Raw genomic sequence first — 16,002 nt, forward strand, 5'->3', positions numbered from 1 at the left:
TCCCCCATTCCCCTCCGGGAGGACACCCGTGTTGACCAACACCCGGCTCGTCACGGCCGCGGCCGTGCTCGCGCTCAGCGTCGCCGCCTGCGGCTCGTCGTCGCAGGAGGTCCCGGCCGACGGCGGCGGCCTCGGCACGGCGCAGGCCCCGGTGTCGATCCGCGTGATCGCCAACGACGCCTTCGCCAAGCAGTGGCAGGACAAGCTCGTGCCGGAGTTCGCCAAGAAGCACCCGAACATCAAGGTCACCGTCGACGGCATCCCCTACAACGACCAGCTGCCCAAGACGATGCTGGAGCTGACCGGCACCACCGCCACCTACGACGTGGTGCTCGCCGACGACCCCTGGCTGCCGCAGCTGGCCAAGACCGGCGCCCTGTACGACCTCAAGGGCCCCGAGCTGGCCAAGTGGAACGACCCCGGCTACGACTGGGCCGACTTCAACCCCTCGCCGCTGGCCGCCGGGGAGTGGGAGGGCAAGCAGTACGCCGTGCCCGTGCGCTCCAACCTGCTGCTGATGTTCTACAACAAGTCGCTGTACAAGAAGGCCGGCGTGGCCGAGCCGACCGCCGAGACCACCTGGGAGCAGTACTTCAAGGACGCCCCCAAACTCGTCCAGGACACCGACGGCGACGGCAGGACCGACTCCTGGGCCGTGGGCACGTACTTCACCAAGGACCCGCTCACCCCCACCGTGTGGCAGACCGTGCTCAACTCCGACGGCGGCAAGATCCTGGACGGCACGAAGGTCGCCTTCGGCGGCCCCGCGGGCGTCAAGGCCCTGCAGACGCAGGTGGACCTGCTCAAGTACGCGCCGCCCGGGGCGAGCACGTACCAGTTCAACGAGCCGCTGGAGGCCTTCCGGCAGGGCAAGACGGCCACCATGTTCATGTGGGGCAGCGTCTACAAGGGCACCGCCGTGGACAAGGAGACCACCACCCTGACCCCTGAGCAGGTGGGCCTCACCACCCTGCCCGCCGGATCGACCGCGCCGGGCGCCCACCGCGGGATCTGGACGGCGGGCATCTCCAAGAAGTCCACGCACCCGGCCGCCGCCTGGACCTGGCTGCAGTGGGTGACCTCCAAGGAGGGCGAGCAGTTCACCGGCAAGGCGTTCGGCACCTTCCCCGCCCGCAACTCCAGCCTCGACGGCACGCCGCCGGCCGAGTGGGCCGTCCCGGTCTACAAGGCGCTCAAGGACGGCTACGAGGTCGTCTCCAAGGGTGAGATGTGGCGGCCCAGGCTCCCCGAGTCCGACGCCGTGCAGCAGATCCTGGCGCTGCAGACCAGCCGGGCCATGTCCGGGCAGGCCACCGCGCAGCAGGCGATCGACCAGGCCGCCAAGGAGATCGGCGACCTGCTGACGTCCAAGGGCTACAACCAGTGAGGCGTGCCCGACTGGGAGAGCCGGGCACGGCCTGGCTCTTCCTGGCCCCCGCCCTGCTGCTGCTGGCGGGCATGCTGCTCTACCCGATCCTCTACACGGCCTGGGTGAGCGTGTCCGACTTCGACCTGGCCTCCTTCCAGCCGTCCGGGTGGGTCGGCTGGCGGCACTACGAGGCCGTGCTGCGCGATCCGGGCTTCCTGGACTCGCTCCGGGTCACCGGCGTCTACCTGGTGATCGCGCTGCCGTTGCAGATGGTGCTCGGGTTCGCCATCGCGTTCCTGCTCAACGTCGCCTGGCGGGGGCGGGGCGTGCTGCGCGCCCTGTTCCTCATCCCGATGGTGGTGGCGCCGGTGGTCGCCGGCGGCGTGTGGCGGATGTTGCTCGACCCGCTGTGGGGCGTGGTCAACTACGCCCTCGGCCTGGTCGGCGTCGGGCCCGTCGAGTGGATCGGCGACCCGGCGCTGGCCATGGTCAGCCTGATCGTCATCGACACCTGGCGCTGGACGCCGTTCGTGGTGCTCATCGCCTCGGCCGGGATCATGGCACTGCCCGGCGACGTGTACGAGGCCGCCCGCTCCGACGGCGCCGGCCGCTGGGCGATCCTGCGGCGCATCACGCTGCCGCTGCTGGTGCCGGTGATGGCCGCCGCGTTCGTGGTGCGCTGGCTGGGCGCGGTCAAGATGTTCGACATCGCGCTGGCCGCGACCAGGGGCGGGCCGGGCAACTCGACCAACGTCATCAACCTCTACATCTACGAGAAGGGGTTCCGGAGCCTGGAGTTCGGCTCGGCCTCCTCGATGGCGACGATCGTCCTGGTCCTGACGATGCTGATCACCTTTGTCCTGTTCCGCGTGACCCGGCGTCTGGAGAACCGATGGTGAGACGGTACGCGGCCGTCACGGGGGCCGTCCTGGTGACGCTGGCCTTCCTGTTCCCCGTGCTCTACATGGTCTCGATCTCGTTCAAGCTGCCCAGGGACATCTTCACGGTGCCGCCGCGCTGGCTGAGCGAGTTCACCCTCGACAACTACGTCAGCTACTTCCAGCAGGCGCGCATCCTGCCCCGCATGGTCAACACGGTCATCGTGGCGGCCGGCGCCTCGGCCATCTCCATGGTCGCCGGCTCGATGGCCGGGTACGCGCTGTCGCGGCTGCGGATGCGCGGCGCGGGCGTGGTGGGCGGGCTGATCCTGGCCTCGCGCGCGGTGCCGCCGATCGCGCTGGTGGTGCCGCTGTTCCTGGTGGCCAGGAAGCTCGGGCTGACCGACCAGTACATCACCGTGATCCTGGCGTACGTGACCTTCCTGGTGCCGTACGTGGTGTGGCTGATGCGGGCCTTCTTCCGCGGGCTGCCCAAGGAGCTGGAGGAGGCGGCGATGATCGACGGCTGCTCGCGGTTCGGGGCGTTCTTCCGGATCATCGTGCCGACGAGCCTGACCGGCCTGGTCTCGACGTTGATCTTCTGCATCATCCTGGCCTGGGAGGAACTGCTGTTCGCGCTGATCCTCACCAACGACCGGGCGGTCACCATCCCCGTCGCCATCGCCGGGATCGCGGCCGACACCGAGAAGGGCGGGATGTGGGGGCCGCTGGCCGCGGTCGGCGTGCTGACCGTGCTGCCCGTGGTGGTCTTCGCGCTGCTGGTGCAGAAGTACCTGATCAAGGGTCTCGCGGACGGCGCGACCAAGGGGTGAGGAGCCGATGAGGATCACAGACGTCCGCGCGCGGGTCATCGAGCTGCCCTATCCCCGGCCGTTCGTGCCGTCATGGGCCCCGGAGGGCGCGCACCGGGCGATGTCGGCGGTCATCGTCGAGGTCGAGACCGACGAGGGCATCGTCGGGGTGTCCGGCGGCGACATGGGCCACGGCACCGGGCCGATGCTGCTGGAGGCGATCCGCGGCTGGATCCGCCCGCAGCTCGTCGGCCTGGACGCCTTCGACACCACGCACGTCGCCAACCGGCTGCGGTACGTGGCCGAGTACGTCTTCCCCCGGCCGTGGGTCGTCGGCGTCGCCGTGTGGGACGCCGTCGGCAAGGCCTGCGGGCAGCCGCTGTACAAGCTCTGGGGCGGGCACTCGGGAGCTGTCCGCGCGTACGCGAGCTTCGGCGAGCTCCGCGACCCGCGGCAGCGGGCCGAGGACGCCCTGGCCGCCGTCGAACGGGGTTTCCAGGGGATCAAGCTGCGCGTGCACGCGGCCACCGTCGCCGAGGACGTGCGGCAGGTCGCCGCCGTGCGGGAGGCGGTCGGCCCCGACGTGGCGATCATGGTGGACGCCAACCAGGCGGCCGCCCGCTGGCGCTACGCCCCCGACGGCACCCGCCTGATCTGGGACTTCGAGCGCGCCCTGACCACCGCCAGGGAGCTGGCCGGGCTGGGCGTGGCGTGGCTGGAGGAGCCGCTGCCCCGGCACGACTACCGCGCCCTGTGCGAGCTGACCGCGGCCTCGCCGATCCCGATCGCCGGCTGCGAGCACAACCGGGGCATCGGCCAGCTCGTGCGCATGCTGGAGGATGGTTGCTTCGACATCTTTCAGCCCGACGCGAACGAGAGCGAGGAGATCGGCGCGCTGCGCGACTTCGGCGCCATGGCCGCCGCCCGGCAGCGCAAGGTCATCCCGCACGCCTGGGCCACCGGGCTCGGCGTGGCGGGCAACCTGCAACTTTGCGCCTCGCTGCCGAACTGCGACTGGCTGGAGTACCCCTACGATCCGCCGGTGATCGTCCCGGAGGTGTTCCACGCCATGCTGACCGAACCGCTGCTGCCCGACTCCCGCGGTCTCGTCGCCGTTCCGACGGGGCCCGGAATCGGTGTAGAGCTGGACCACGCGGCGATCGAGCCGCTCACCGTCCAGCGGGTCTGAAGGGCTCCTCAACCATGGCCGAATCGCGTTCCCCCTTCCGCACCAAGGCGGATCTTGCGGCGGAGCACATCAAACATCTGATCATGAGTGGCCAGGCGCCTCCCGGCACGAAGATCACCACGAGGGTGGTGGCCGAGGCCGTGGGCATCAGCGAGACGCCCGTGCGCGAGGCGATCAAGCAGCTCTGCTCCGAGGACTGGCTGGTCGAGCGCCCGCACGTCGGCGCCGTGGTCGCCGAGCTCACGGTGGCCAACGTGCGCGAGCTCTACAGCGTCCGGGCCGCGCTCACCGCGCTGGCGCTGGAGCTGGGCGGCGTGCCGCTGGAGGGCGCGCGGCTGGCCGAGGTCGACGCCGTGCTCGCCGAGTGCGAGACCGCCGTCGCCCGCGAGGACGTCGCCGCCTTCGCCCGCCTCAACCGGCGCTTCCACTCCCTGCTGTGCGACACCGAGCACAGCAAGCTCACCCACCGCATGCTGCAGAGCCTGTGGGCCCGCACGGAGACCGCCCAGCGCGGCTTCCGCCTGGTGCCCTGGCGGCTGCCCAAGTCGCACGCCGAGCACATCGCCATCAGGAACGCCCTGGTCGAGGGCGACATCCCGCTGGCGGGCAGGCTGCAGCACGCGCACGAGATGGCCGCCATGAAGGCCCTCATCGAAGGAATCCAGGAGACACATGGCTGACACCCGCAGGGCTCTCATCGGAGCCGCATGGCAGGAGGCCGACCAGACCTTCACCGTCCGCTCCCCCGCCACCGGCGAGCCGCTGGCGCAGGTCGCCGACTGCGGCCCCGAGCTGGCCACGCAGGCGATCGACGCGGCCGCGGCGGCGCTGCCCGGCTGGCGGGCCATGCCCGCGCACGAGCGCGCCGGCCTCATGCGGGCCGCCGCCGGCGAGCTGACCGCGCGGGCGGACCGGATCGCCGCGATCATGACGGCCGAGCAGGGCAAGCCGCTCGCCGAGGCGACCGGCGAGGTGCTCTCGGGCGCCGACCACCTGCTGTGGGCCGCCGAGGAGACCCGCCGCCTGTACGGTGAGACCGTGCCCGGCGCGCACGAGGGCAACCGCATCTGGCTGCTGCCCGAGCCGGTCGGCGTGGTCGCGGGCATCACCCCGTGGAACTTCCCGGTCTCGATGATCACCCGCAAGCTCGGCCCGGCGCTGGCCGCCGGCTGCACGGTCGTGCTGAAGCCGGCCGAGCAGACCCCGCTGTCAGCGATCGCGGTGGCCGAGGCGTTCGTCGCGGCCGGGCTGCCGCCGGGCGTGTTCAACCTGGTCACCACGTCCCGCCCGGCCGCGTTCGGGCAGGCGGTGATGACCGACCCGCGAGTGCGCAAGGTGTCCTTCACCGGCTCCACCGAGGTCGGCCGCGAGCTGATCAGGCAGAGCGCCCACGACGTCAAGCGGCTCAGCGTCGAGCTGGGCGGGCACGCGCCCGTGCTGGTCTTCCCCGACGCCGACCCGGTCGCCGCCGCCCGCGCGGTGGCCCGCAGCAAGTTCCTCAACGCCGGGCAGGCCTGCACCTCGCCCAACCGCCTCTTCGTCCACTCCTCGCTGGCCGCCGCCTTCACCGACGAGCTGGTGCGCCAGGCGCGGGCGGCCGAGCTGGGCCCGCTCATCGACGAGGCGGCCGTGGCCAAGGTGAGCAGGCACGTCGAGGACGCCGTCACGAAGGGCGCGGCCGTCCTGACCGGCGGGCGGCGTCCGGAGGGGGCGGGCACGTATTACCCGGCGACCGTGCTGGGCGGGGTGAGCGAGGACATGCTGGTCTGCCGCGAGGAGACGTTCGGGCCGGTCGCGCCGGTGCTGGAGTTCGACGACTGCGACACGGTCGTCGAACGCGCCAACGCCACCCCGTACGGCCTGACCGCCTACGTGTGGACCAACGACCTGACCAGGACCCTGCGGGTGGCCGAGGAGCTGCAGTTCGGCATGGTCACCGTGAACGGCGGCCCGCTGGCGCCGCCGCAGGCGCCGTTCGGCGGGGTCAAGAGCAGCGGCTACGGGCGCGAGGGCGGCCACCACGGGGTGGCCGACTACCTGGAGTACAAGTACCTCAGCGTGGGGCTGGGACGATGACGGAGAGCACGACGGAGAGCACGATGAAGACGAGCCCGCGCGCGGTCGCAGAGCGCGAGATCACCCGCCGGGTCGACCTGTGCCTGCCCGACGGCCGGCTCAACCCGGCCGCGGTCGGCTGGAGCCGCACCCCGCTGCACCGCGCCAACATCCGTGGCTGGGGCCGCACCATGCGCTGGGACTACTGGTGCGTCACCAGCCCCGGCCACGTGTTCGCCTTCAGCGCCAGCAGCCTCGACTACCTGGCCGGCGAGTCGGCGTTCTTCCTCGACCGGCGCACCGGCGAGCAGGTCTCCAGCCGGGGCCTGCTCGTCCCGGCCAGGGGCGTGTCCTTCTCCGAGCGCGGCGGCGAGGGCAGCGTGCGCATCGGCGCCGGCCCGGTCCGCATCAGCGTCGACGAGACCGCCGACGGCACCCGGCTGCGGCTGAAGTCCGCCGAGATCGCCGCTGACGTGCTGGTGCGCCGGGTGCCGGGCCGCGAGAGCCTGTCGGTCGTGGTGCCCTGGAGCCCCCGCCGTTTCCAGTACACGGTCAAGGACGTCGGCCGGCCCGCCGAGGGCACCGTGCGCGTGGGCGGGCTGACCTACGAGTTCGACCCGGCCGAGGCCCTGGCCACGCTCGACCTCGGGCGCGGGCGCTGGCCCGGCGACATCCGCTGGAACTGGGGGGCGGCCGCCGGACGGCCCGGCGGCCGCGACGTCGCCCTGCAGATCGGCGGCAAGTGGACCGACGGCACCGGCAGCGTGGAGAACGGCCTGATCCTCGACGGCCGGCTGCACAAGATCAGCGAGGAGCTGGTCTGGCGGTACGACACCACCGACTGGCGCGCGCCCTGGCGCATCGAGGGCGAGCGCGTGGACCTGGAGTTCGTCCCCGAGCACGTGCGCGAGGCCGACGTGCGGCGCGCGTTCTACATGCGCAGCCAGGAGGCCCAGGCGTTCGGCCACTACCGCGGCACGGTCGTCGCCGACGACGGCGCGAGCGTCACGGTCGACGGCCTGTACGGCTGGGCCGAGGAGGTCTACCGGCGCTGGTAGCGCCCTCAGGCGTCCCGGTCGTGGCGGATGACCTCGCCGTGGATGACCTCGCCGTGCACGACCTTGCCGCCCTGCGGGGCCCGGTCCACGCCGGGCGCCGGCGGGAACACGTTCGCGTACGGCGAGGCCGCCGCCATCCGCTTGATCCGCCGGTCGAAGAACGACGACGCCAGCCGCCGCATCAGCGGCCGGGTGAAGGGCAGCACGAAGACGAAGCCGACGAGGTCGGTGAAGAAGCCCGGGATCGTCAGCAGGGCGCCGCCGGCCAGCACCAGGCCGCCGTCGGCCAGCTCACGGTCGGGCACCCGGCCCTCCGACAGGGCCGCCTGCAGACGCCGCCAGACCCGGCGGCCCTCGCGGCGCACCAGCCAGGCGCCCAGCAGGCTGCCCGCGATCAGCAGGCCGACGGTCGGCCATCCGCCGATCATCGATCCGACCTGGATCAGCAGCCAGACCTCCAGCACCGGGACGCCCAGCAGGGCCAGCAACAGCAGCAGCCGCATCGTTTCCTCGATTCCGCGCACACGTACATCAGGAACAACGTCCGGCGGGCCGCGCGCGTTCCTGGACGCGGATCCTCACGCGCCCGTCAGCCGCCGGTCAGCCGCGGGTGCGGCGCAGGCGGCGGGGCAGGCCGGTGACGCCCCACATGCCGATGCGCCACAACGCCTCGGACATGACCTTGCCGTTCATCTTGCTCTTGCCGACCGTGCGCTCGACGAACGTGATCGGCACCTCCACCACCCGCAGCCCGTGCCTGGACGTGCGGAGCGTGAGGTCGACCTGGAAGCAGTAGCCCTGCGACTCGACCCCGGCCAGGCCCACCTTCTCCAGCGTGGCGGCCCGGTAGGCGCGGAAACCGGCGGTGGCGTCGCGCACCGGCAGGCCGAGCATCACCCGGGTGTAGATGTTGGCGCCCTTGGACAGCAGCTCGCGCCGGTGGGGCCAGTTGACCACCTTGCCGCCGGGCACGTAGCGGGAGCCGATCGCCAGGTCGGCGCCGTCGGCCAGCGCCTGCAGCAGCTTGGGCAGCTCCTCGGGCTGGTGGGAGCCGTCGGCGTCCATCTCGACCAGCACGTCGTAGCCCTCGCCCAGGCCCCAGCGGAAGCCGGCGATGTAGGCCGCGCCGAGCCCCTGCTTGCCCGGCCGGTGCAGCACGTGGACGTGCTCGTCGGCCTCGGCCAGCGCGTCGGCGGCCGCGCCGGTGCCGTCGGGGCTGTTGTCGTCGGCCACCAGCACGTGGGCGTCCGGCACGGCGGCGCGCACCCGCTCGACGATCGCGGGCAGGTTGTCGCGCTCGTTGTAGGTCGGGACGACGACGAGCACCCGGCCGACAGTCTCCATCATGAGCCGTTCCCCATTCGGTCGCCTCGCCTGCCGCGCCGTGCGGCGACTCCGACAGCCACCGCTCCCATCAACATCAATGCCCATTCAGGAAGGTCGCCCACCTTTGTGGCGATCGTTTCCTGGGTGCGTACGGGCACCTTGACCACGTTCATGTCAGGGACAAGTTCACGGGTCTGCCAGGAGACTTTACCGTCAGGCGTGACATATGCGGAGATCCCGGTCGTGGCGGCCGTGACGACGGCCCTGTTGTGCTCGACGGCCCGCAGCTTGGACATCGCGAGCTGCTGCGGCGGCAGGTTGGACAGCGCGTAGCTGGCGTTGTTGGTCTGCACCACCAGCGGGGTGCCGCCGGCGCGCACGGTGCCGCGCACGGTGTCGTCGTAGGCCACCTCGTAGCAGTTGACCGCGCCGATGGTGACCGGGCCGAGCTTCAGGTCGCCCGGCCTGGTGCCCGCGACCGACTGCCGGCCGACCAGGTTGGCCCGCTCCCACAGGGCCAGCACGATCTCCTTGAACGGCGTGTACTCGCCGAACGGCACCAGGTGCTGCTTGTCGTAGTAGGCGCCGGGACCGCTCACCGGGTCCCACACCAGGCTGCGCGTGGCGCGGTGCTCGTCGCCGATGGCCACGACGGCGCCGACCAGGGTGGGGACGCCGACGTACTTGACCGACTCGTCGATGACCTGGCGGGCGAAGGCGCTGGTGTAGGGGTCGATGTCGGTGGAGTTCTCGGGCAGGACGACGATGTCGGGCTTCGGCAGGGCCCCGGCGCGCACGGCGTCGGCCAGCCGCTTGGTCTCCTCGGCGTGGTTGCGCAGGACGACGGCCGGCTCGTCGCCGAGCGGGTGCATGCCGCGCCCCGGGACGTTGCCCTGCACGATGCCGACGTTGATCGAGCGGCCCTCGTCGCCCGGCCTCGGCAGGACGAGCGTGAGCAGCGGCACGGCCAGCGCCACGGCCACCGGGACGGCCCTGCGCACGACGTGGTTCACGGCCCTGCCCACGGGGGCGGCGGGCCGCACCAGGACGGCGTGGGCCAGCAGGGCGCCGCACAGCGTGACGGCGAAGGAGACCAGCGGCGCGCCGCCCAGCGCGGCGTAGGAGGTGAACAGCGACTCGCCCTGGCTGAAGGCCACCCGCGCCCACGGGAAGCCGCCGACGGGCACCAGGCTGCGGATCCACTCCATCATCACCCACAGCGCGCCGAACCACAGCGGCCACAGCCGCAGCCGGAACACCAGGGCCGCCAGGGCGGCCATGACGGCGTAGAACACGCTCTCGGTGGCCACCAGCATGACCCAGACGTCGTCGCCGATCGTGCGCACCCAGGCCAGGGTCGGGAACAGGAACACGGCGCCGCCCAGATAGCCCAGCCACGCGGCGCGCCGGGGACGGGCGCGGTAGAGGGCGGCGACGATCAGCCCGATGCCGATCGGCGCGCACAGCCACCAGTCGAGCGGCGGGAAGGCGGTGTAGAGCAGCAGCCCGCCGGCGACCATGGCGGCGACCCGCGCGGCCAGGACCCGCCGGCCCTCGCCCCGGGCGCCGATGCCTTCGACCGCGGAGGAGACGGTGTCCGCGGGGCCGTCGGCGGCCTCCGCCTCGGGAGCCGGTTCGCGCCCGGGGACGGGCGGAACGCTCGTCTTGTCCTGAACCACGCCGGGTCTCCTCGCAAAATCGCACGCCTGCTTGCGAAAACGCTACCGCCCCGGGGCCGCGCTCAGGCCGGCGGCGCACGCGAAGATCGAAAATGGAGATCGAGAACGGCCGCTCACAGGCGGCCGGCTGGGTGATCCCGTTAGGGACGGGATCACCCGGCGCGATCCGCGATCCTGCGCACGAGAGCGGGAAGAGGGCCCGGAAACCCTTCGGACCGGACCCGTCTCGTCGGCGGCGAGCGCGGAATTCCGTTGTCTACTGGGCTCCCGGACCCGTCCCGGGTCCAACCCCCCAACCGGTTGGGGTGCCCCGACTCGACGGACCGACGGCCCTGCACCTGGCTGTGTGGACGAAGTCACGCTCCGTCACGGACGCAGGATCCGGCGATGTCAGAGACGGCCAACCGGCCAAGTCCCGTGCTGGACTGCGCAGCAAACTACCGACTCCACCTCAGATGTCAACCGTGTCCCGATCAGCGGGAACATCAAGTTTCCGCAGGTGGGACATGTTCGGCCTGCCATCGCAAAGCGGGTCAAAGCCCATTTGCCGACGTCGGGGACCTGCCCGGCAGGCCCGACAGCGCCTGCGACAACGGCCCTTCGTGGACGACGCCCAGCCGTTGCGTGGCACGGGTCAGAGCAACATACAGGTCGCTCGGCCCGCGTGGCGACTGGGCGGCGATGAGGTCCGGCTCGGCCACGATCACCGAGTCGAACTCCAGGCCCTTGGCGTCGGCCACGCCCATCACCGCCAGGGGCGCGTCCAGGGCGGCGGCCCCGGCGGCCCGTCCGGCGCCGGGCGTGACCACCGCGGCGCCCTCCACGGCCGCGACCAGCCGCGCGCCGAGCGTGTCCAGCAGCGCGTCGGGCACCACGACGGCGACCTTGCCGCCCTCCGCGACCTCCGCCCCGGCCAGCTCCGGCAGCGCGGACAGCGGCGCCGACCAGGGCCGCGCGCCGAGCTCGCGCACGGACGTCGGCGCCTGCAGGGCCGGGTCGATGGTGGCCAGCACCCGCGCGGCCACCTCCATGAGCTCCACGGGCGTGCGGTAGTTGACCGCCAGCCGCTCCTGACGCCAGCGCCCGGCCACGTACGGGTCGAGCACCTGCGCCCACGAGCGCGCCCCCGCCGCCGAGCCGGTCTGGGCGATGTCGCCGACGATCGTCATCGACCGCGTCGGGCAGCGCCGCATGACCGCCCGCCAGGCCATCGGCGACAGCTCCTGCGCCTCGTCCACGATCACGTGCCCGTAGGCCCAGGTGCGGTCGGCGGCGGCGCGTTCGGCGGTGGTGAGGTAGGGGCCGTCGCCGCGCTGGCGCTCGGCCAGCCGCTCGGCCTCCATGACGTCGGACAGGCCGGTCAGCTCCAGCACCTCGCGCGCGTAGGCCAGCTCGGCCTCGCGCTGGTGCTCCTCGGCCTGCCTCGCTGCGGCCAGCTCCTCCTCGGCCTGCATCGCCGAGGCGCGCAGCACGTGCTCGTCGATGTCGCCGAGCAGTTCGGCGGCCTCGTCCAACAGCGGCACGTCGGCGTCGGTCCACTCGGCCGAGTCGCGGCGCAGCAGCGCCCTCTCCGCGGGGCTCAGGACGCCCCCCGCCGCCTCGAGCCGCTCGGGTGACCCGTACAGGCCGAGCAGCAGCCGCTGGGGCGTCAGGTACGGCCACAGCCGGTTGAGGGCCGCCTTGACCACCGGCTCGGTCCGCAGCTCCTCGCGCAGGTCGGCCAGCTCGTCGTCGTCGATGAGCCCCTTGCCGATCTTGCGGGCCTGCTGCCGGGCCAGCGCGTTCAGCAGCGACCTGACGAACACCGCGCGCGCCTGGTTGTGCGGGCGGCGCGAGCGCACGGCCTTGTTCTTGGCCGCGTCGAGCATGGCGCGGTCGACGGTGAGCGTCAGCCGCCCCACCGTCAGCTCGACGGGCTTGCGCGGCACCTTCTGCCGCTCGCGCACCGCGCGCTCGATCACCTGGGCCATCCGCGCGTCGCCCTTGACCGCGGCCACCTCCGGACGGTCGCGCCGGGTGGCGGTCACGCCGGGGTACAGCTCGCCCACGGTGGACAGCAGCACGTCGGTCTCGCCGAGCGAGGGCAGGACCTGCTCGATGTAGCGCAGGAAGGTGAGGTTGGGGCCGAGGATGAGCACGCCGCGGCGCTCCAGGCGCTCCCTGTGGGTGTAGAGCAGGTAGGCGGCCCGGTGCAGGGCCACGACGGTCTTGCCCGTGCCGGGGCCGCCCTGCACGACCAGGACGCCGTTGAGGTCGCTGCGGATGACGCGGTCCTGCTCGGCCTGGATGGTGGCGACGATGTCGCGCATCCGGCCGGTGCGGCGCTCGTCGAGGGCGGCCAGCAGCGCGGCCTCGCCGTTGAGGGTGGCGCGATCGTCGTCGGTGAGCGCGTCGAGGTCGAGCAGGTCGTCGTCGACGCCGACGACGCTGCGTTCCCTGGTCTGCAGGTGGCGGCGCCTGGTCACGCCCATGGGCGCGGCGGGGGTGGCGCGGTAGAACGGCTGCGCGACGGGCGCGCGCCAGTCGATGAGCAGGCGGCGTTGCTCGTCGTCGGTGAGGCCGAGCTTGCCGATGTAGAGGCGGCCCTCCTCGACGTGGTCGAGCCGGCCGAAAACCAGGCCGCGCTCCACCGCCCAGAGCCGGGCCAGGCGCCCGGCGTACATGTCGGCGAAGGAGTCGCGCTCGGATCTGTTCTGCATCGTGCCGACGGCACCCGTGGCCAGCACCTCCTTGAGCCGGCGCTGGGTGCGCTCGCGCAGCTCGTCGAGGCGGTCGTACAGACCGGTGACGTAGGACTGCTCCTTGGCGAGCTCCGTTTGACGAGTTGCCGCCTGACCATTATTGTGGTTAATGGGACACTCCGGGCCATTCTGCTTGTTGTTGCGACAAACGATGACATTAGCACGCCTGTCGAGGCACTCCCATCTTCCCTTCCCCCTTCCGGGTCACGGCTTGGTTTCGCCCTCTTGACCAGCATGGGAGAACTCCCTATGTTCTCGAGTTAGGAAAGTTTCCTAACTTCGTCGAAGGGGTCCTCCTGATGAGCGGTCCGGTTCCGGGAACGCCCAGCCTGCTGCGCGCGATCAACGACCGCGCGGCCCTGCGGGCGCTCCTCGAGCGCGGGTCGCTGACCCGTCCGGAGCTGGGCGCGCTGACGGGCCTGTCCAAGCCCACCGCCTCCCAGCTCCTGTCGCGCCTCCAGGACGCCGGGCTGGTGGTCCTGGACGGCATCAGGGAGGGCCTGCCGGGCCGTACCGCCGAGGTCTACCGGATCAACCCGGCGGCGGCCTACGTGGGCGCCCTCGACGTCACCCCCGACCGCATCGAGGCCCGCGTCGCCGACATCACCGGCACCGTGGTGGGCTCGTACACGCTGCCCACGCCCCGGCGGCCGGGCGGCGAGCTGGTCGACCGGCTGGGCGCGGCGCTGGCCGGCGCGAACCCGCCGGACAAGCTGCACCGGGTCGTGATCGGCGTGCAGGCGGCGATCGACCCGGCCACCGGCCGGCTCGGCTACGCCGCCGCCAAGGACGTGCCCGGCTGGCAGATCGACGACCTCGTGCCCACCCTCAGCGCGGGTCTCGGCACGGCCGTGGACGTGGAGAACAACGTCAACCTCGTCGCCCTGGCCGAGCAGGCGCACGGCGCGGCGCGCGGGCACTCCGACTTCGTGCTGCTGTGGGCCGACGAGGGCATCGGCTCGGCCATCGTGCTCGGCGGGCGCATGCACAGGGGCGCGACCGGCGGCGCGGGCGAGGTGGGTTACATGCCGACCCCGGGCGCGCCGACCGCCCGCGAGGCCGGCCGCTACGCCAACCACGGCTACCAGGCGCTCACCGGCGGCCCGGCCGTGCTGCGGCTGCTGCGCTCCTACGGCGTGCACGGCACCGACTTCCGCCAGGCCATCGCCAAGGCGGTACGCGTCTCGGAGGGCTCGGGGCAGAAGGCCGACGACGCCAAGGCGGGGCTGCGCGACATCGCCGCCCGCCTGGCGGTGGGCCTGGCGGCCATCACCTCCGTCATCGACCCGGGCCTGATCGTGCTGACCGGCGGCGTCGTGCTGTCGGGCGGCGAGCCGTTGCGCGAGCTGGTCGAGCACGAGCTGCACGCCCTCACCATCCCCCGCCCCGTCGTGCGGCTGTCGCACGTGGAGGGCAACCCGGTGCTGGCCGGGGCGCTCGACCTGGCCCTGGACACCGTGCGCGACGAGGTCTTCAGCTCGACCGTCCCTTCCTAGAGCCTCTTTCTCCATCCCGTTCCACCCTCCCTTCATGATCCCCCAGCGGTAGGAGGCACCCCCCGTGCGCTTCGTCCCCCTGGCGGCCGTCGCGATCCTCGCGCTCGCCGCCTGCACCGCCGGCAGGGAGGCCGGGCCCTCGCTCGGCTCCCAGCCCAGACCCTCGGGCTCGGCCTCCGCGGCCCTCCCGGCGGCCACCATCCAGCTCTGGCACGGATTCTCCACCGACGCCGAGGTCAAGGCGTTCGAGGAGGCCATCGCCGGGTTCCACGCCAAGTTCCCGCAGATCACCGTCAAGGCCACCAAGGGCGTCCAGGACGACCAGATCACCCAGGCCATCCGGGGCGGCAACGCGCCGGACGTGGCGGCCTCCTTCACGACCGACAACGTCGCCCAGTGGTGCAGGTCGGGATCGTTCCAGGACCTCACCCCGGTCATCAAGCAGGACGGCATCGACCTGTCGGTGCTGCCCGAGGTGGCACGTTCCTACACCGGCTTCGGCGGCCGGCAGTGCACGCTGCCGCTGCTGGCCGACGCGTACGGCCTCTACTACAACAAGGCCCTGATGAAGGGCAACCAGCCGCCCAAGACGCTGACCGAGCTGGCCGAGCTGGCCAAGAAGCTGACCGTGCGGGACGCGAACGGCGACATCAAGGTGGCCGGGTTCGTCCCCAGCACGCAGTACTACGAGAACAGCCCGAGCCACCTGGCCCCCATGGTCGGCGCCACCTGGTACAACGCCGACGGCACCTCCGCCATCGGCACCGACCCGGCGTGGAAGGCCCTGCTGCGCTGGCAGAAGGAGCTCATCGACTGGTACGGCTACGACAAGCTGGAGAAGTTCCGCAAGAGCCTGGGCGACGAGTGGAGCGCCGACCACCCGTTCTACAAGGGCAAGATCGCGATGGTCCTGGACGGCGAATGGCGCAACGCCATGATCGCCAACGACGCCAAGAAGCTCGACTACGCCACCGCTCCCCTGCCGGTCGCCGACGACAAGCCCGACCTGTACGGCAGCGGCTTCACCGCCGGCACCGTCATCGGCGTCCCCAAGGGCGCCAAGAACCCGCAGCAGGCCTGGGAGCTGGTCAAGTACCTGACCACCGACACCAGCTCGCTGGTGACGCTCTCCAACGCCCTGCGCAACGTGCCCACGACCAAGGCCGCGATGGAATCGCCCGACCTGACCAAGGACGCGAACTTCGCCACCTTCCTCGACGTCTTCTCCCACCCCAAGACCTCGACGCTGCCGCCGAGCGTCAACAGCGTGTTCAACCAGGAGGCGCTGGCGACCTTCGTCGTCAAGTGGGAGAAGGGCGCGGTCACCGACCTCGACGCCGGGCTCAAGGGCGTGGACAAGCAGATCGACGACAAGCTGAAGCTGTCCGGGGGCTGATCG

General features: G+C 72.0%; 13 protein-coding genes. 9 read left to right on the forward strand and 4 right to left on the reverse strand.

Annotation, left to right across the window (positions count from 1 at the left end; genetic code table 11):
• The first annotated feature begins 28 nt into the window (after positions 1-28).
• From AB0J76_RS22965 to AB0J76_RS22995, 7 genes are read left to right on the forward strand one after another with little or no spacing between them, the layout of a single operon-like run.
• Complete coding sequence (locus AB0J76_RS22965; protein ID WP_352324939.1) at positions 29-1,387, forward strand: sugar ABC transporter substrate-binding protein; 1,359 nt, start codon at positions 29-31, stop codon at positions 1,385-1,387.
• Positions 1,384-2,268 (forward strand): sugar ABC transporter permease, encoded by an 885-nt coding sequence (locus AB0J76_RS22970; protein ID WP_352324938.1) that lies wholly within the window; start codon positions 1,384-1,386, stop codon positions 2,266-2,268. The genes AB0J76_RS22965 and AB0J76_RS22970 overlap by 4 nt, the downstream gene beginning before the upstream one ends.
• Entirely contained in the window at positions 2,262-3,080 is an 819-nt protein-coding gene (locus AB0J76_RS22975) for a carbohydrate ABC transporter permease (RefSeq protein ID WP_352324937.1), read from the forward strand. Before AB0J76_RS22970 ends, AB0J76_RS22975 begins: the two co-directional genes overlap by 7 nt.
• 7 nt (positions 3,081-3,087) lie before the next feature.
• On the forward strand, positions 3,088-4,248 hold the full coding sequence (locus AB0J76_RS22980) for a mandelate racemase/muconate lactonizing enzyme family protein (RefSeq protein ID WP_352324936.1): 1,161 nt from the start codon (positions 3,088-3,090) through the stop codon (positions 4,246-4,248).
• Between the two features lie 14 nt (positions 4,249-4,262).
• Positions 4,263-4,928: a GntR family transcriptional regulator gene (locus AB0J76_RS22985; RefSeq protein ID WP_352324935.1), complete on the forward strand. Its 666-nt coding sequence runs from the start codon at positions 4,263-4,265 to the stop codon at positions 4,926-4,928.
• The gene (locus tag AB0J76_RS22990) at positions 4,921-6,324 is read left to right on the forward strand and encodes an NAD-dependent succinate-semialdehyde dehydrogenase (protein WP_352324933.1); all 1,404 of its coding nucleotides are present in this window, start codon (positions 4,921-4,923) and stop codon (positions 6,322-6,324) included. The genes AB0J76_RS22985 and AB0J76_RS22990 overlap by 8 nt, the downstream gene beginning before the upstream one ends.
• Positions 6,325-6,347: 23 nt before the next feature.
• Complete coding sequence (locus AB0J76_RS22995) at positions 6,348-7,361, forward strand: DUF2804 domain-containing protein (protein ID WP_352324932.1); 1,014 nt, start codon at positions 6,348-6,350, stop codon at positions 7,359-7,361.
• 5 nt (positions 7,362-7,366) lie between these two features.
• Here AB0J76_RS22995 and AB0J76_RS23000 read toward each other — a convergent pair whose 3' ends face one another.
• The 4 genes from AB0J76_RS23000 to AB0J76_RS23015 form a co-directional block, all read right to left on the reverse strand.
• Positions 7,367-7,864: an FxsA family protein gene (locus AB0J76_RS23000; protein ID WP_352324931.1), complete on the reverse strand. Its 498-nt coding sequence runs from the start codon at positions 7,862-7,864 to the stop codon at positions 7,367-7,369.
• A gap of 97 nt (positions 7,865-7,961) precedes the next feature.
• Positions 7,962-8,708: a polyprenol monophosphomannose synthase gene (locus AB0J76_RS23005; protein WP_352324930.1), complete on the reverse strand. Its 747-nt coding sequence runs from the start codon at positions 8,706-8,708 to the stop codon at positions 7,962-7,964.
• A complete protein-coding gene (lnt, locus tag AB0J76_RS23010; protein WP_352324929.1) occupies positions 8,705-10,366 on the reverse strand; it encodes an apolipoprotein N-acyltransferase in 1,662 nt (553 codons plus the stop codon). Before lnt ends, AB0J76_RS23005 begins: the two co-directional genes overlap by 4 nt.
• A gap of 533 nt (positions 10,367-10,899) precedes the next feature.
• Entirely contained in the window at positions 10,900-13,065 is a 2,166-nt protein-coding gene (locus AB0J76_RS23015; protein ID WP_364390390.1) for an ATP-binding domain-containing protein, read from the reverse strand.
• Between the two features lie 341 nt (positions 13,066-13,406).
• On the opposite strand from AB0J76_RS23015, the gene AB0J76_RS23020 reads away from it, so the two are divergent.
• Both AB0J76_RS23020 and AB0J76_RS23025 read left to right on the forward strand, forming a co-directional pair.
• Positions 13,407-14,603 carry an ROK family transcriptional regulator gene (locus tag AB0J76_RS23020; protein WP_352330747.1) on the forward strand — a complete coding sequence of 399 codons (1,197 nt, stop codon included), beginning with the start codon at positions 13,407-13,409 and terminating at the stop codon, positions 14,601-14,603.
• Between the two features lie 64 nt (positions 14,604-14,667).
• Complete coding sequence (locus AB0J76_RS23025; protein WP_352330748.1) at positions 14,668-15,999, forward strand: ABC transporter substrate-binding protein; 1,332 nt, start codon at positions 14,668-14,670, stop codon at positions 15,997-15,999.
• The last annotated feature ends 3 nt before the right edge of the window (positions 16,000-16,002 follow it).

This window comes from Nonomuraea sp. NPDC049624, assembly GCF_040675255.1.
Taxonomy (GTDB): Bacteria; Actinomycetota; Actinomycetes; order Streptosporangiales; family Streptosporangiaceae; genus Nonomuraea.